12 protein-coding genes and 1 pseudogene are annotated in these 17,569 nt (G+C 54.7%); 8 read left to right on the plus strand and 5 right to left on the minus strand.

The window, feature by feature from the left end:
• Positions 1–326: 326 nt before the first annotated feature.
• On the plus strand, positions 327–6,371 hold the full coding sequence (locus BLU89_RS16900) for an ATP-binding protein (protein WP_143030598.1): 6,045 nt from the start codon (positions 327–329) through the stop codon (positions 6,369–6,371).
• A gap of 138 nt (positions 6,372–6,509) precedes the next feature.
• Here the strand turns inward: BLU89_RS16900 and BLU89_RS16905 are convergent, their stop codons facing one another.
• The 3 genes and pseudogenes from BLU89_RS16905 to BLU89_RS16915 form a co-directional block, all read right to left on the minus strand.
• A complete protein-coding gene (locus BLU89_RS16905) occupies positions 6,510–7,013 on the minus strand; it encodes a hypothetical protein (protein WP_074738208.1) in 504 nt (167 codons plus the stop codon).
• A 1,035-nt stretch (positions 7,014–8,048) separates the two neighbouring features.
• Positions 8,049–8,681, minus strand: a pseudogene (locus tag BLU89_RS16910) (tyrosine-type recombinase/integrase).
• 152 nt (positions 8,682–8,833) lie between these two features.
• Complete coding sequence (locus BLU89_RS16915) at positions 8,834–9,373, minus strand: cupredoxin domain-containing protein (protein WP_143030599.1); 540 nt, start codon at positions 9,371–9,373, stop codon at positions 8,834–8,836.
• A 292-nt stretch (positions 9,374–9,665) separates the two neighbouring features.
• Between BLU89_RS16915 and BLU89_RS16920 the strand changes: the two genes are divergently transcribed.
• Positions 9,666–9,935: a glutaredoxin domain-containing protein gene (locus tag BLU89_RS16920; protein WP_074738212.1), complete on the plus strand. Its 270-nt coding sequence runs from the start codon at positions 9,666–9,668 to the stop codon at positions 9,933–9,935.
• A 46-nt stretch (positions 9,936–9,981) separates the two neighbouring features.
• Here BLU89_RS16920 and BLU89_RS16925 read toward each other — a convergent pair whose 3' ends face one another.
• Positions 9,982–10,284, minus strand: coding sequence for a type II toxin-antitoxin system Phd/YefM family antitoxin (locus BLU89_RS16925; RefSeq protein WP_074738214.1), 303 nt, complete (start codon positions 10,282–10,284; stop codon positions 9,982–9,984).
• Between the two features lie 34 nt (positions 10,285–10,318).
• A complete protein-coding gene (locus BLU89_RS16930; RefSeq protein WP_074738216.1) occupies positions 10,319–10,714 on the minus strand; it encodes a hypothetical protein in 396 nt (131 codons plus the stop codon).
• A gap of 86 nt (positions 10,715–10,800) precedes the next feature.
• Between BLU89_RS16930 and BLU89_RS16935 the strand changes: the two genes are divergently transcribed.
• From BLU89_RS16935 to BLU89_RS16960, 6 genes are all read left to right on the plus strand, one after another.
• Entirely contained in the window at positions 10,801–11,022 is a 222-nt protein-coding gene (locus tag BLU89_RS16935; RefSeq protein WP_074738218.1) for a helix-turn-helix transcriptional regulator, read from the plus strand.
• A gap of 428 nt (positions 11,023–11,450) precedes the next feature.
• Positions 11,451–11,672: a helix-turn-helix domain-containing protein gene (locus tag BLU89_RS16940; RefSeq protein ID WP_143030600.1), complete on the plus strand. Its 222-nt coding sequence runs from the start codon at positions 11,451–11,453 to the stop codon at positions 11,670–11,672.
• Positions 11,673–11,899: 227 nt separating this feature from the next.
• Positions 11,900–12,577, plus strand: a complete 678-nt coding sequence (locus BLU89_RS16945; protein ID WP_074738222.1) for a hypothetical protein — start codon at positions 11,900–11,902, stop codon at positions 12,575–12,577.
• Positions 12,574–14,727 (plus strand): DDE-type integrase/transposase/recombinase, encoded by a 2,154-nt coding sequence (locus BLU89_RS16950; RefSeq protein ID WP_074738224.1) that lies wholly within the window; start codon positions 12,574–12,576, stop codon positions 14,725–14,727. The genes BLU89_RS16945 and BLU89_RS16950 overlap by 4 nt, the downstream gene beginning before the upstream one ends.
• On the plus strand, positions 14,724–15,701 hold the full coding sequence (locus BLU89_RS16955; protein ID WP_074738226.1) for a TniB family NTP-binding protein: 978 nt from the start codon (positions 14,724–14,726) through the stop codon (positions 15,699–15,701). Before BLU89_RS16950 ends, BLU89_RS16955 begins: the two co-directional genes overlap by 4 nt.
• A complete protein-coding gene (locus tag BLU89_RS16960; protein ID WP_074738228.1) occupies positions 15,701–17,566 on the plus strand; it encodes a TniQ family protein in 1,866 nt (621 codons plus the stop codon). The genes BLU89_RS16955 and BLU89_RS16960 overlap by 1 nt, the downstream gene beginning before the upstream one ends.
• The last annotated feature ends 3 nt before the right edge of the window (positions 17,567–17,569 follow it).

Below are 17,569 nucleotides of genomic sequence, written 5' to 3' on the forward strand. Positions count from 1 at the left end.
GTACTGGGCTGACGACATTATCAGGCTTTGATACAAGGGGCGGGAAACAGCCATTCGCTGCGGGTGCGATGACCGCATGGCGTAACGCTGAAAGCAGTCGTTCACTCTGACTTCAGCGATGCCGAGACGGCTAGCCATAGACGGTCTCTAGATCTCCCATTTCTCCTCATCCGCCCAAAAACGCTTCTTCCGCCCTCTCAAGGAGTGCCGCATAGTACCACTATCGATGGTGGACACTGAGCCTCCGCCAAACGCAGGGGTTAGGTAGGGTTCAACGGACGTTTACGTTCAACCTGACGCCGAGGAGTGATTTAGGTTTGCTAAAATTGAGCATTGATCCGCAAAAACCTCCAAGCGAAGGCGAACGCGCCGCCCGTCGTGGCTACTTGCGTCAAGATGATTTTTCCGCGCGCCGCATCTACTCATTGCTTCTTGAACGCTCGTTCGCCTGGGTTGGATGGGCGGATCGAGATGCAGGTGTTCTGGATGATCTTGTCCTAGGTACTACTGACGGCGTTTTGGCGCACCAGATTAAGAGTTCAAAGAACCCTCAAGGTATAGGCGTAACGGCACTGCTCTTGGGAAGAGGTGAAGAGGTCAAGCGGCTCGCATCATCCTTTCTAATGCTTCGAAAGCAATTTCCAGATGAAAAACTGCGGCTGATCTATGTAACCGACGATCCTCTCACCAAAAATGATTGCTTGTTGAAGGATGAGGACGAAGCATCCACTGAGCAGTTCATGCGAGACTGGAATGCCAACCGTTTCCTATTTGAGAAATTAAAAAACACCAAATGGAAACCGCTACTTGATCAGCTGCGTCAGGTTTCGGAACTAAATGAATCGGAGTTTGTCGACTTCTTCACCTGTTTTGAAGTGGTCGCCGGAAATTCCGTTTCGCGTTTGGTCCCATCTTCTGACGATGTTCAGGTCGAGCAACAAATCCTAGATCTGCGTGACAGAATTCCGGCATTGATCGTGGAAAACGATCACAAGAGCCGATGGTCGCGGCAAGAGCTCCTTCAAGCACTCAACTGGCCTGATAGCTACCGGCTTCGTTTTGACCACCGGTTTCCGCTAGGGAATTTTGTCCAAAAGAACGAACAAACGGAAGCCGAACTGCAAACGGCAATTGATAACTGTTCGTCCGGGTATCTTGGGTTAGTTGGCCCGCCCGGCTCTGGGAAATCGACGTTACTTCAGCGAGCCCTCAAAGGAAAACCTGGCGTTCAAGTGCTTCGTTACCTCGCATTCGTACCCGGTAGCGCTCAGGGGCAGGGACGCGGGGAAGCAGACAACTTTTTTGACGACCTGAACGCTCAGTTTTCGGAAATCCTCGGCGGGAGTAAACGGCTGTTTGAAACTAGTCGGCTCGGACGCCAACGTGCCTTTGAAGGTTCTTTGCTCCGTGCGGGCAAGGAGTTCAGCGAGAACGGCACCAGATTCATTGTTGTGGTCGACGGATTGGATCACATTCCAAGGGAAGAGATGCCCGATAGGTCTCTTCTCTCCGCGTTGCCGTTACCCGATACTGTGCCGGATGGTGTCGTGTTTGTGTTGGGAACGCAGCGGATCGATCTATCAGACATGCCCGTAGCGGTGAGGAACCAAGCTAGCAAAAAAGGGCGGCAAGTCAGCGTGCAGCCTCTGAACTTCGGCGCTACAAAACGTATGTCCGATCAACTCGGTCTTCCAATTGAAATAGACCGACGATCGGTTCATGACGTCGGGCAAGGGCACCCCTTGGTCACTCGATATTTGGTCGAACTTCTCCGACAAGACCCCACCAAAGCGGATGAGCTGCTAGGCGGGGCCTTCGTGTTCGACGGCGATCTCGAAAAGGTCTACGAAACCGCTTGGCTTGGCGCGTCGTCTTCCGACGGTGCCACGCTCGTTCAGCAAGTCTTGCTCTTGATCGCTTTTGCCCAGGGAGGGATCGAGCCAGACCTTCTTGCATCAGCCACCTGCGACGAAGCCGTGGAAACGGCGCTCAAATACGCGGGTCACCTGCTTCAGAAAAGTCGCGATGATTGGGACGTATTCCACAACAGTTTTCGCCTTTTCTTGAGAGGAAAGGCTGTACTCCGTTTTGGAAAACCGGACGAAGCCTTCCGCGCTCCAAAGGTCTACTCAACTCTCGCGGAACTCTCTGGGAGAGCAATGAAATCCAGCCCACAGAGATGGCTCGCATTTCGATATCTTTTTCTTGCCGGTGAACATGGGCGAGCACTGGCGATGTCGGGGCGGCAATTTTTTGTCCAACAGTATCTGGATGGACGGTCTCCATACGATGTTCACGGGGATATCTCTGATGCCTATCGGTTGGTCGAGAATGACCGTGATCCGGAAAAACTCTTTGATCTCATGCTTGCCGACGATGAGGTATCTCGCCGGTCTGAAGTTTTTGAGGGCGTCGACCCGCTGATCGATGCCTACCTTGCGGCGGGGCTTTTTGATACGGCGATTGAGCAGTTGCGTCACACCCATCCGGCAGGGAAGGAATGGCTGGTGGTGGATGCCCTCCTCGAACAAGGGCGGCTCGATCAAGCAAGGGATTTGTTCGAAGAGGCTGACCTTTTCGGGGGAGCATTCGCCAGTTTGAATGTGCATACCCGAGGCGAAGACCGAGCCGCATTAGAGTGGGCGCGACGAGCCGTGCGCTTCATGGATCGTTCCTCGCTTGTCACAACCCTGAAGGACTACCTGACGGGGCTGCAGCACGAAAATCGTCATTCTCCTCACGAGGCTGATCTCGAAGAGGTCACAGAGCACTTGCGGTACTGCCTTGCTCGGGCTTCGGTCGAGCTCACAGAGTACCCAAATGTAGACGAACTCCTGGCTTTCTGGGCTGTAGACGAAAACGCAATACCGCTGCTCCGTTTGGAGCACGCGGAAAACCTGTTCGCCGGTGGCGATGCGGAAAGCGGGTTGCAAGTTCTGAAGACTCTCACCGAATGTTCTTCGTTTCAGGACTTGCATTCCTCTTGGCATCTCTCTGCCGCTCGAATGGCATTCCGTGCCGGTGATCAGGCGCTTGCGCGATCGATCGCGAAGCTGTTGTCGCCCAAGCCACTCGACCACGAGCGATACCAGTTGTTTGAGGCAATTGGTCCAGCCAGCGTGGAGTTGGTGTCAGTTGCGTCCTTGTTCTCGGCGCTCGATATGCCTCTGCCGGACATCGTGACGCCCAAAGAGCGCCTTTTCAGGGGTGCGCAACACCACTTGATTGAGTTGGGCCGTCAACTTGGCGCAGCCCGCACACGTGGTTCCCTCCAATTTGGCGAGGTTTCTCGCGTCACATCAGAAGCGATGCAGTTCCTCGCGTCGGCAAGGCGAACCAACGACGACGACTGGTCTGTCGGTCATCTGATGCCGACCCTGGCGGCGCAGATTGCGTTGGCACTCATAGAATTGATCAAGCAGGCCAAAGCAGACTACACGCCGTTGGTTCGCGCGTATGATCAACTTATCCTGCAAGAAGGAACGGCGTTTCGTTGGTGGCTTGATTTTCGCCGGAAACTGATCCTTGGTCTCTTCAACTTGGATGGTGATCGCGAACGCGCGATCGAACGCTTGAACGCCGCGCTCCAGGATATCCGAGCCGATGATCCGCAAGAAGCGCTTTCAGAGAAAGTTGAGTTCGCAATCGCCTGCGCGGAAGTTGACGATATTGAAACCGCACAGGCGATCTTGCGAGGTCTCCGGTCGGAAGCTCTCGGTTCGTATCGACCCGCAAAGAAAGATGGTGACTACGAACTTTGGACCGACGTGTTGGCGCTTGCGAACCAGGATGATCCCTCCAATCGAAAATCCCGTTCTCTTGTTGCGGTTCGCCTCGTTGATGGGCTGCAGAACACTAGCGGATATGACAAAGCGGCGCGAATGGCGCAACAGGTGCTTTTTGAAGCATCGGTTCCAGACGCAACTATGGCTTGGAGCGCAGTGCAATGGGCCATGGATTGTGGAGCATTCTCGTGGTTCGGTCTTCTTGACTCCTGCCTGCATGGCTTGGTCGTCAGGAGCCCGGAAAAGGCGAATGTCGCATTGCTGGTGTGGTGCAATCTTGCACTGCCATGGCTTCATGATGGCTGGAGGAGTACGACTGAAACGGGTGCCTTCCTTGAAAGGTTATTCCGGGTTGCACCTCGCGAACAACTCGACGGTCTAGAAGAAGTAGTTGTCCGCGCGATCGGAACAAACGCTCCACCCTACGTCAAGACCACGCTCCTTCGAATAGTCGAAGACGCTGCGAAAAAACGCAATGGTGGGAGGCTGGCGGAAACCGCCAGAAACAGGTGGCAATCCGAGGAGAAATCCGGAGATGATGAAAACCCCGACAACCGAGACTACGGTCACTTGGTGGACTTCGAGCAAATCTCCGTCGAGATCGAACACGAGGCCCAATACCATAAGAAAAGAAACGAAAACTGGCACATTGACGGGATCAGCTATGGCCTACGGAAAGCCATCATTCGGGTGATTGGGGCTGCGACATGGGCAGAGACGGATAGCTTCCTAGGAAAACACCCGAAGGTCGCAAAAGACTGGGAAATCGCGAAGGCCTTTGCGGAAAAAGCAGTTCAAGCAGACAGGAACGAACGTGCCATAGAAATCCTAAAACCGTTCAAAGGTGATCTAGAGACCGGATGGAGTTGGCCTAGCAGCCGCGGTCGTTTCCGGCATCACCAGATTAGGCACATCGTTGGGGAGAGCGATGTACACAACGCCGCGCTCCACGATTTCGTCGAAGACATTGCGGCGACCAAGTATGGTGTCTCAACAACTTTGTGGTCGATCGATGAGATTTTCCCGCTCCTTTTTGAAACGGTGCCATGGGCCGGATTGTGGAACCGTTTGGAGGACAACATTCGGGTGGGACGAGATTTCCAGGCCGGGAGCGATCTGCCTCTCTCCGACACGCTGAAAGACGACGATGAACTTGTCGTCAAGCTAGTGGAAATGGCCTTGGAAATGGGGGCGACCGACCTAGCACTTCAGACGGCTAATCTGGTCCGCGATCTCTTGGATCAGGGGCGAGCATCTGTCGTCGAATTGCTCTTGCGAAGGCTGCTCGGTGAAGGTGGCGAAAAACGAATGCGCGCCATGGACTTGTTGGTGCAATCACAGGAGAACAGTGATATCCGGCGAGCTTTTCAGGCTGATCTCGCAGGCTTGGTGAGCGATCCGGACGTTGGTGTTTCAGCGTCTGCCTTTTTCTTGGGTTCGAAGTGGCGACAACCCTTGCAGTTGCCTTCAACTGAACTGCCGCCCTTCTATTCATTGGAGTTCGCGCTGAACGACAGGGCTAGCGGGGCAGCTTTGCGTGACGAACACTCGCACGCGCTGTTGCTGGACGATCCACTAGGCTGGACCGAACACTGGATGCGCCTTGTCGAAATGCTGGAGGATTTCTCCGGTGTCTCAACCATCAAGATCCGACTTCGAGTGGCACGGTTGATCGACTCGTGGGGTGGTTTCCAGACGTTTGGGCATGATGCCTCAAAGCGACAAGAGGCGAAGCTATCTCGAGTTGACATGAAGCTGACGTATCGACGCCCGCACTCAGAGGTAACAATTCGAGCACTTCGCCATGTCGTCCGTGAGCTTTGGTTCGCGGATCATATCAGTTTTGACCAAGTACGCTTGATTCTCCATGAATTACACTGTGATCCGGATCGCGCGAAACTCCCGACTATCGAAGAGAGGCCATCCACACTGCCCTGGCCAGATATTCCTCGGCATCTTTGGGGGGACAAGCTGAATAAGTGGTTGGAAAATGTTGCCCTAGATATCGCAGAAGCAGATCCGTTTTTTGGAATTGTGATCGGGGAGTTCCGAGAGTGGGAGGCAAAGGATTCGCGAGATGCCTTGATTGTTGAGCAATTGATGTGTGACAGGCTGGAGTTTCCGGTAGTGCCGAGCCTTGATGACGCGCTCTCCAAACTCGGTCGTGTTGTGCGCCTCGGATATTTGGTCGCTCTGGACACAAGCAAATCTCAGAAGCCAGACCCAGTGTGCCGTTTTTTGCCACATCAGCTCGACCTGACGCCGTCGCAAGTTCTCGTTCTCAATCCTGAGGTTGCAAAGCTACTGAATTGGCACAGCATCACCAATGATCCTTACGTGTACTATGATGGCGATGGAGATTGGTGCGCCAAGACGATTGTTTGGCGTGATGGCTTGTGTCAATCCATCGACGACGATGGGCGCTATGCGAACGGTCAAATGGTGACTTTGTCAAAGAAAGGTCGGGCGGCATACGAGCAATATTTCGGCCCGATCTCTATCAAATCCCACTCGTGGCGACGCACTGAAAAATCTGACGAGAAGCGTACCCAAGATATTTGGAGGTTCGCAGTATCCAGCCAATAGGTGGAGCATTTACCGCGTCTTACCTGCGTCGGACCTGATATTGAGTTGGCATACCAATGCTGGGCGATGCACGAACGGCTGGACCGGTGACGCTGTGCTGCGGCGTGGGGCGCGTCCATCGAGGTCTCCTTTGGGCCGTCACCACTTGCGCCAGCTCAAGCCCATGGTTGCGGCAATGGCTTCGGGACAGCCAGCTTGCACTCGGGCTCGATATGCGCGCACCGAAACGCCGTTCTCAAGCGCCGTTTTCTCCCATTCATCATCCGGATTGGGTGATATGTCTCGCGTGCCTTCAGTCGCAGCCCTCTCCCCTGACCAGCCGCGCCTGAGGCGTGCTTTGAATGTGCTGAAAGCTATCCCGTTTTCTTCGGCGACTGGCCAAGCTGGTAGACCATTGTCCAATTCGGCCAGACTATCTCTTTTCCGATTTTCAAATGCGCCTCGATCGAATGGAAACTCGACATGCTCGCACCGAACTGTCCAAAGCTTGGTGCCATCCTCGGCATCCACCAAATCAACAACACTGGAATCCGCGAGCGGTAGCGGTGCGAGACCGTAGCGACTGCAAAGCCACCAGGCATCTTCGTGACTGGCAGCTTTTCCGATAACCTTTCCGCCTAACGGCGCTACCAAATGAATCACGTTTTATCTCCCTCTAACTATCCGCCTGACTGCCGGGTGACGAGTATCATTTCATCTCACCTAATCACCGCGATCAGGCGATAAAAGATGCCAACGGCAGCTTATGCGACGCCGCAGTGCGGCAACGAAAGCGCCAGGCAATGACGGCTTAGGGCCGCCCTCGTGATCAGCTACTATTGGGGCAGGGGGCTTTGCTGCAACGGCACCGAAGTCGGCAGCGAGCCCTTTCTGTTTGAACACTGCCGACTTGCAGTCCACCAGTTTCGTGGACGACTGTAGCAACACCAGTGTTAACCTGATTGAGGCCCTCCATTGCGGAAGGTGAAGTAAATAGGGGTCAACTTGAAGCCTTTTCTCAAAACCTTGACGCGTCAGCGCAATAAAACTGAGCCACAGATTGCCAGATTGGTTCCACACGCAGCGTACAAACACGCTCAACTGAAAGGGACCAAGACATGAAAAAGACACTGATTACATCCGTCACCGCATTCGCCATTATCCTGAGTGCCGGAACGTCCACGGCTGGTCCGTTGCGTGACCATAGCCAACGAGGGTTTGCGCAGAAAGTTCACTCATCAGTTTCGCAAACAGTCAATCACGCTGATGGGATGGCCGATATCCGCCGTCATCGCGAAGATGATCCGCAACCCCTTCTGAATACAATTAACATCGACGATTGGACTTGTGGTTACGGTGATACACAAAGGCCTCCAATCATACCCAGGATATGCCCCAGAGTTCCGCCAGGATGATGCGTTGCCTTTCGGGAATGGATTGAAGGGGGTGGGATAATGACTGACGCCCTCAGCGCGGGAAATGGCTTCATGCACACGTTGCCTGCTAACCCCAGTCTTGTCTGTAGTGTCGCCAGAGAAGCCTTTAGGGCGACCGGGGGTTTTGTCCGCGATGTGTGAGTTCGACAGAGCCGGGAGTTCGCACTTGCAGCAAATGACCGCAAAGCGGGCTGCGACCGCAGAATCTTGCCTGGGTGCTCAGTGTCCGGAATGGGCCGCCCGCGAGAGCGGCCCGTTGACTTTAGATCTCTATCGCTTCGGCGATTGCTAGGGCATCCTCGAGTTCGACGCCGAGATACCGGACTGTACTGTCCATCTTAGTATGGCCAAGCAGAAGCTGAACAGCGCGTAGGTTTCCGGTCTTCTTGTAGATCTAAGTGCCCTTGGTTCTCCTCATGGAATGGGTGCCGTAGGCGCTTGCTTCGAGGCCGATCGACGTGACCCAATCGCGGACAATCCGTGCATATTGGCGTGTCGAGATGTACAGGCGTTCATGAAGTCGGCCGGGCCAAAGGTACTCCGAACCGACCATCAGCTCATCTTCCATCCACTTCTCAACAGAGGCACGTGTGCCCTCTGATATCTCAAAGCGCACGGGTTTCTGCGTCTTGCTTTGAAGGACCGAAGCCCGTTCCTTAATCTGACCCGATGACATGACATCGGCGACCTTCATCTTCACCAGATCGCAGCCGCGAAGCTTACTGTCGATTGCCATGTTGAAGAGCGCAAGATCGCGATGATTTTCGGCAAGCTCGAGGCGAACTCGGATTGCCCAGACATGTTTTGGTTTCAGTGGTCGCTTCTTGCCGACGATACGCCCTTTGTTCCAGGCAGGGCGAAGTGCGCGAATGGCAGGTAAATTTGGTGTTTCCATGACTGATCCTCCGATCCGCCATGCCCTCCCAAAACGACAACCCGACGTTGACCGGAGCATTTTATCACGACACGCTGCGCTGCCTCCGAGGTCCACTCTGAGCCCAGTTTGACCGATGCTGCGGGCAGGTCGAATGGCCGCTTTGATTACGACTACCGAAGCCTTCGGCTGCCAGATACATAAACACCGATGACCTCAACAACTATTTCGATTTGATCCGCATCCATTTGAATCGGGACATCAGGACCAACAAAGGTGAAGGTGCGCTTCTCACCCGGTTGAAGGTTGCCATTGATATTGGGCGTGCTGAACCGATGCGTTTCCTCAAATCCGCCTTCTGCCAAACGCGTGTCACTGTTTGAGCCAAAATAGAGGACTCCATAGCGGAAGGATTCAACAGCTTCTTTCGTTCCATTGGCAACAGAGCATTGAAACAGCTTGAAGTTCTTTTCTTGTGACGCGAACTGGCCGGATAGAAAATTGCAATCAGTCACTAAAACATCCTGCCTCAAGAGCGGCGGAGCCATATAGGTCAAACTGCATTCTTCCTCATCGCTTTGACCAGCCGCTACAGGAGGAAGACACCTGGAAAAATCTCGCAACGAACTCTGCGCCAATGCTGGCGAAGGTGCTGCCAAGGACATGATCAGCAGGATAGCGCAGTGCAGTTCAAAACTTCGAATGCAATTCATATAGTCAACCTTATGCGTCAGTAAGACCAAGCTCAATCGTAGGCTGCATCACCGAATCCGACATTCGCCGATCTGAACTGGGCGGCAGCTTTGTCCGCGATCTGTGAATTCGAACCAGACCAGATTTTGCGCTTGCAGCGAATGACCGCAAAGCGGGCTGCGACCGCAGAATCTTGCCTGGGTGCTCAGTGTCCGGAATGGGCCGCTTGCCCCAACGATAAACTTACCGATTTCGCCTTGCGCTTAGGGCAGCAAAGTCCGACATCGGCAAGAGATAAGCGGAGTCGTTCAAGTGCCCAAGGCTGTTCTGTATCGCATGGACCTACCGAACTATACATGTGGTTATGGGACGGCAGCCCGCGATCTACTGCGGCAACAGAACTTTGAGATTAAAGAACACATCTTGCGGAAACGGCGGGAAACCGATGCGTTCAAAGACATGCACCACATTGCTACAACACCTCTCATCTTCATTGATGGGGTAAAGGTCGGTGGCTTCACCGATCTGAAGAAATATCTCAAAGCTAAAAAACCGAAATCTAAGTGCTTCTGGAAACGTTGATCTGATATGATCAATGCCCGCAAAGCACCGTACGTCTACCCGGCGATCATCGGTCTTCAGTTGACCTGTTGATACGCTCAAACTCCTCAGGTGGCAGGATTACATGTCGCTGACCATCCTCTCTCACGATGAAAACCGGCTCTCGCTCCGCAACCCTCAAGATCGCTTCCAGATTTGCCTGAAGTTGCGTGATCGTGATGTCATCCTTACTGCTATGCCAGAATTGAGCGACCGCATCGCAAATGACGTCCTTGGCGTAGTCCTCCACTGACAACTCTGATCGGCGCGCCAAGGACTGCAATTCAGCGAAAACTACGTCTGGAATGTCGGGAAGCTCGAGATCGGCCATATCACGTCACTCGCATCGCACAGGTTTTGCACGTCTAAACGATACCAAAGCGATGCCGCTCAGAATTTGGCAAACGGCGGCCTGTTGTCGGATCGAACAATTTTCCGGTTTCGGTATACATAATTCTCGCATGTTCGTTGATTTCTTCGACGCTGCCAGGGAGCGGGTTTGACCCGTCTTCCTTGCGTAACTTCGCGGGCCCTCCACGCACCGGTACCTCAAACAGAGTTCCATCTTTTCGGATCGCCCAGCCATAGAATGAAAGCTGCGCATTCAGTCTGGAAAGCGCGAGGTGGCGTCTGAACATCGAACCAAGACCCGCGCCGGGAATACCGTTCACTTCAGCTAGGCGCGATCTGGCAATCCCGCTCATCTGCGCAAACTGTTCTGAATCGGCTTCGATCTTGCCGTCAGGGTACGCATCAAACATGTGAACATCCTCAGAATAAAGCCTTCCCCACAATATGATACGATAAGTCCGTAGACGATTAAACATCTTTCTTGCCGTTTCAAGGGATGAGAAATCGGTTCACAGCAGATGATTTCGGGAACAACCTGAGATCAGCCCGCAAGGCGCAAGGCTACTCGCAAGAGAGCTTTGCCCATGCGGTGGATCTGGACCGGACATATATTGGTGGAATTGAGCGCGGGGAGAGAAATCCCGGTCTCAAAACCGTCATCAAAATAGCCGACGCTCTGAATCTTGATGTCGCGGACCTCTTCCGGTTGAAAGATTAAGCCGCGCCTTCCTGGAGCCGGCATGTCTACATCGGCTTCCAAAAGTAAATCAGCTGCTACCAACTCCTCTTTCTCGGCACCTCTCGTGGTCTCAGAGACAGTGCCGTGCGGCAGCCCCGGGTTGTGGTCGTCTGAGCTCACAACGCATCGAGGGCGTGACCGCCGCAAGGCATTTCCCTCGTCCAGAAACGTCTGTTTCACCACTTAAGTTAATAACAGAATTGAACATTCACGTAGTGCGCTCCTAACGTAAGTTAATAATCAAAACTAATATTGAAAATCAGTTATTTACGGGGTGTTTGGGGCCGGATTTTCTCTTGATTGTCCGGCGGAGATGTCCCTAGAATCGGGGGTGTTGGAACGTTCGTTTCAGCACCAGCGCAATAGCCAGTCCCGGACGGAGGCCACGAGCCGTGGATGCCAACAAAATGCGCCAGCAGATTGTGAAACTGCATCTCGGGATGGCTCAGACCACAATCACCGAGCTCGCAGAGAGCATCGGGTATAGTCGTTCGGCGGTGTCGAATGTGCTTGCCGGACGCAGGCGATCGGCGGAGATCGAAGCAGCCGTAGCCGAGCGCACGGGATTTCGTGTCGAAGACCTGTGGCCAGTGGCTGCCTCTGGAAAGAAGGGGGATATGAAACGATGATCTAGAAAATAGAAAAGCCCCGAGAGCGGACTCTCAGGGGCCTTCAGGTCGATTGGTACCCGACAAGCAGAAGGTCTCTCGAATCCCCTCAAAAGTCAAGTCTGGCGGCCGGGTCTTTTGACCCGATGGGTCGTGCTCGGCCGCTTTCCACAATCCGACAAGAGGAAATTGTGTGGTTCACTCTGATCATATTGGTCAGGGAATGATCCCGCACAACATCAGAACACATGGAAAAAGAAATCTTCAAAGCCCCGCTGGACAGCCGTTCAACGTGTAATCTGTCTGAGCGCTCGCGAGGGCGCACATATGTTGAAACAGGCGCATTTCGACCCCACGGGGGCGAAAGTCAGAAAGTCGTCTTCGACAGCCTTGGTGAGTTTGATGCCTTCACCACGACATCAGCGCTGTATCCTGTGGCTGACATGGTCGAGCAGCCGCCTGCCATTGAATACATCGATGCCGATGGTCGTAAGCGTAGCAAAAGAGTGGATCAACTTTATACCTTCGCTGATGGGAGCAAGTATGCTGCCGAGATCAAACCGGCAGCGCGCGCCAGAGCGCAGAACCTTGAGGAGCAGCTGGGTTATGTCGCGGCAGCGATGCCCGATGACTTTGCGGATAATCTGGTACTGATCACTGAGGAAAACTACGACCAGTGGGAGGCGCTGAATGCACGGCGCCTGTTTGCGTATAGGCGTGAGGATGATCCGGAAGCGGCTGCGATAATTGCAGAGCTTGCGGCTGAGATCGATCTGCCGGTCACGATCCGCGAGCTGATTGCGAGAGCGGCAATTGGCGGCAGGGCCTGGCCGGAAATCTTCAAAGCGATCTATGCCGGTGTCCTGCGTCCAATACAGGACGGGGTTATCGACCTGGACATGCTGGTCGAGGGAGGCGTGCAATGACTGACATCATTCGTCTCGAGCCCTATTCGCAGGTTCAGCAAGGTGGCATCCCGGGTCTTCTCGTGGAGCAAGGGCCGTTAGGTGTCATCATCAGTCGTTGGAGTGAAGGAGAAATTGTCTTTGATGAGCTAACCTATGATGAGATCAACAAAGGTCTGAAGACCGGTCATATCACCATTCGTGATGGCTATCACAGTGAAGAGGCCGTCCTGCAGCGCGTGCAGTTTGCCGATCAGATTGTCACCCATCTGCCTGCAAAACAGCGCTCAACGGTCTTCTTCCGCCAGGCCTGGTGTGATCTCTTTCTGGATGCTGAAGCACGCGGAGAGATTGGCCGCTACTGGAAAGATGTGGAGATCTGGATTCGGAGTGTGGCGCCGGAAATCACGGTGCAGATTCCACAGCCTGATAAGGATGCCGGGAAGTGCAAATATGGAGGAAAGAAGCGGTCAAGCAACGAGATTGACCCGCCAGGTTCTTCGGCCTTGCTGCGTTGGGTCCGCGCTTATGAGGCTAGTGGTCGGTGCGTTCTAGCGCTCATAGACAAACGCTATCTTGCGGGACGGACGAAGGTCAAATTTGGTCCGGAGAGCGCTGCCCTGCTTCGCAAATGCGCGGATCGATATGCAAGTTTCAAGCGCCCGTCGAAGAAGAGTGTCATTCGCCAGACCAAACGGGCCTTCCGACTGGCGAATGCGTATCGAGTCGATCGCGGCCTGCCGCCTTTGGCCATTCCCGCAGAAAGTACAATCTACAGGGAGATATGTCGTCTTGAGCCCTATCATGTGATGTGCCAGCGCCAGGGGCTGGAAGCGGCCAACCGACATTTTGCAATCATCGGCGAGGGTCTGAACGTCCTGCGTCCCGGAGAGCGGCTGGAAATTGATGAGTGGAAGGTCGATCTGATCACCTTCTTCGCCGAGGCCGGTGTCTTCGGTCATCTGACCGAGGAGCAGATCAAAGCGCTGCCGAAAGGGCGGCGCTGGATTTATGTAGTGATTGATGTGCGAACGCGGCTGATCCTTTCGGTGAAGGTCTGCGCGTCGCCAAACACTGAAGATGCGATTGCAGCACTGGACTTGGCAACCCGGGATAAGGGGGATCTGGCCCGTCTCTTTGGCTGCGCGCTTCCAGACTGGCCGGGTACCGGTTTTGAAACTGTTGCTTCGGATCAGGGCGCGGCCTTTGCGAACTTTGACTTCCGGGGCGCGGTAACCGACCTACGGGGAACGGTTATGTTCCCGCCAGCGGGCGTGCCCAAGCTTCGCGGACATATCGAGCGCTGCTTCAGGACCTTCGGTGTAGAGTTGATGGAATGTCTGAGTGCGCGCACCTATTCGAACATCGTCGAAAAAGGTGACTTCATACCTGAAGACTATGCTGCACTTGCTGATGACGAGTTGACCCGGATCCTGGTTCGCTTTGTTGTCGATGTTTACAACAACAAGCCGCACGGAGGCATCGGAGGTCAGACACCGCTGAATTGCTGGCGGGAGTTGTGTTCAACCGTTGGCAAGCCCCGCCCTCCGAGCCGGGTTGAGCGCCTCGGCGCCTTCGGTCGGAAATATACCCGGAGCATTTCCGGGCGCGGGGTTCGGTTTGCGGGCATCTTCTACACCTGTGAGATGGTCCGGCACCATTTCCTGTCCAATCCCGATCTCGAGGTTGAGATCCGGGTGGATCATCAGGACCTTGGTCTGATTGAGGTCAAACTCGATGGTGTCTGGGTTGTCGCCCGCCCCCTGGCAAAAGGGTTTGATGGTCTGTCGCTGGATCTGTGGACCGAGGCCTGCAGCAATCTGCGCCGCCGTTTTGAGGCGGAGGCAGAACTGACGCAAGATATCATTGATCAGGCATTCGCAGACTTCTCGGAGGAGGATCGCGCTGCCTCTCAACGGCTCGGGCTCTCAGCGCTTGCTCCGACAAAAGCCGATGTTGAGCGCAATCGGGAGCATCTCTGGCTTGGACTGGAGGTCGTGGCGGGCATTACCCCCTCGGTTTCCAGGAAAAAACGAGGTCTCCTTGATGGTGTGATTGCCAGGGCGGAGGTGGCGCCACGACAGCTGCCGGAGAACACTCCCGGGGAGGACGACGCGGAGAAGACCATGCCGGTCTCGCGTCCGCGCTGGCGCATGGAGGACGGGCAATGACGCAATTGTCCCGTGAGGAGGTCAGCCACATCGTGGCTGACCTTGAACACCGCTTTATCGCCCATGATCCTTACCTGGAACTCCGGGATCAGATCGATGATATTCTCTACCGACGCAAAGCGCATACAGCTGCTGGCAGGGTGACGGCGCAGCGCGGCATTGTTGTCATTGGCAATGCTGGTGCCGGTAAGAGTTTTGGCATCGAGCACCTTCTGCAGAAGCATCCGCATGTGGCTTATGGAAAGCCATATCTACAGGCGTTGACTGTGCGTCTGGCGTCAGAAGCTACGATCAAAGGTGTTGGTCTCGATACGCTCAAAGCATATGGATATGAGAGCAAAGGATCGCGAACAGGGCATTCGATCTGGCGGCAGGTGATGCATCAGGCGCGCTCCCATAAAACGCTGTTCTTACACTTTGACGAGGCGCAGCATATCCTTCGGACCAAGTCGAAGTCTGAATTTGACCAGGTGATGCTGGTCTGGAAATCGTGCCTGGAATACGCTGAGTGGCCGGTCAGCCTAATCCTCAGTGGCACCTGCGAACTGCTGGATCTGATCAACCGGGATGAACAGCTCAGCCGAAGGTTTGAGCCCGTGCATTTTGCGCCGATGAGCTATGCCGCCCATGGGCATGAGGTGATCGGCGTGCTGGGTGCCTATCTCGATGCGGCAAAACTGTCGCGCGGCAAGACGCTTGAGACATCGGCATTCGCGCGACGACTGCTACATGCGGCCCGCTACGAGTTCGGGTCGAAAATTGGGCTGATCATATCGGCTATCAAATTGGCATTGCGCAATGGGAACCAAACCCTTGAACAAAGTCACTTCGCGGGGGCCTATCGGAAACAGAAGCGCTGCGTTGATGCATTGAACCCATTCATTGCTGAGAATTTCCGCTCCATTAAGACGGGCCAGCTTCTCAGCGGTGCAGAGCTGGAGATAGCGCCAGCAATCAAGAGGGGGGCTGCATAATGCAAGTGTTGCCGATCCTTGTTCCTTTGATGCCGGGGGAGACCCCGGCATCATTCGCATCCCGGCTTGCCTGGGCGAATGGTCTTTCCTTTGCCTCGGAGTTCTGCACCGATCAGGGCTTTACGCTTCAGGCTATCGCAGACGGCGATGAACGGGCCCTTTCGATCCTTGCCCGTCTCGGCGGAGTGGAACTTGCTCAACTGATGCGTGGTGTTGTTTGCAAAGTGTCTACCGGGCAGTACCGGCTGGCCGGGCAGCTTATCGAGAAACGCTGGATCACGCGCAGGCGTCTGCGGTTCTGTCCGGAGTGTGTCGCGGACGACATCAGCGCAGACACTGGCGGTGGCGCGGCCCAGAAATGCGCCTGGCATGTGCCCTCGATCGGGACATGCCTTCACCACCAGGTCAGGTTGTATGACGACGACAGCTATTCGCACAGCCGTGGTCCCCATGATTTTGCCGGGCGAATCCGCGATCTCAATCTGGGCACAGATCAGTTGAGAGAGCTGGTTGCAGCTCAGGTCTCAACAGGTCTGGAAGACTATCTCACCCGCCGGTTGGCGGGTGAACAACAGGGCACATGGCTCGATAATATCGGGTTCGGCGCGGTTGCACTTGGCGCTGAGATCTTCGGAGTTGTTGATCTGTTTGGTATCGATGCAAAGCTGAAGCATTTATCCGATAATGAGAAGCGTCGTGCAGGTGCGCGGGGTTTTGAGTTCCTGTCCGAAGGCGAGAAAGGGCTGTTTCGCCTGCTGAGGCGTCTGCATCGTGAGGCCGGTTCTCCCATATCACTTTCGCGTAGAAACTACGGCTGCCTGTTCAGCTGGCTTGAGCAGTCTCATGCAGAGCAATACGAGCCGTTGCGAGATCTTGTCAGAAAGTTCTTCGTCGAAACTTATCCCATTGGAAAAGGCGAGCTGGTGCTTGGCAAACCCTGTGCAACCCGTCGTGTCCACAGTGTTGAAACCTTGCGGCGGGATCTGGGGTTGGGGCGTCGTCAGACAATTGAACTGCTTGGTGCAAACGGGTTTCTAAGACCGGATCCTCAGGCAGGTAATTCTGCGAAAGGTGTTGTGCGCGATGCACAGGCATTGGCGCCGCTGGTCAAAAGCTTTACCAGGGCGATCTGTCAGGTAGCGGCTCAGAAAAAGATCAATGCTCCCAGGGCGCAGTTTGGTGCTCTGGTTGCAGGCGGGATCATCAGACCCATCGCGGGCTCCCCTGTCGGGCGACCATACTACGATGAAGGGCAACTCGATGCGTTTCTCGCCAGTATCGCCCCATGCGCAACGGTGGCAAAAGCGGATGGGCTCGTCGGTATTCAGTCCGTCTGTCGTAAAGCTGTTGCTGGTGCAGTCGATGTGGTGCGACTGATCCAGAATGGCGAACTGAAGACTGTTGTCAGGGATATCGAACAAGACGGGTATTTGTCTGTGCTTCTGGACCCGGCAGAGGTCGCTGAGGCATTGCGTTTGATCAGACCGGACGGATACCTGCGATCAACTCTGGCGGAGTTCTTTGGGATCAATGCATCTGCGGTCCGATATCTGGTGGACAAAAGATATCTGGAGCTGGTTCGGGCGCGTCACCCGATTTCCCGAAAGTCGGTCCAGGTAGTGCCGTATGGCGCCGTCGATCAATTTCTCCAACGGTATATTCCCGGAAAGCACTATGCTGAGTTTCGTGGGGGCAGCACCCGGAAAGTCAGCGACCAGCTCATAAAGGAGCGGGTTCCGTTTATCCAAATGCCGGAAGAGTGTAGTGGGCGCATATTCAGGCGGAGTGAGGTGACCTCCGGCGTAGAAGAGCTGGCCAATCGCCTGCCGTTCTCGCATGATGAAATTGCCTGGCCGGAGTTGTGAAGG

Source organism: Ruegeria halocynthiae (assembly GCF_900106805.1).
Taxonomy (GTDB): domain Bacteria; phylum Pseudomonadota; class Alphaproteobacteria; order Rhodobacterales; family Rhodobacteraceae; genus Ruegeria; species Ruegeria halocynthiae.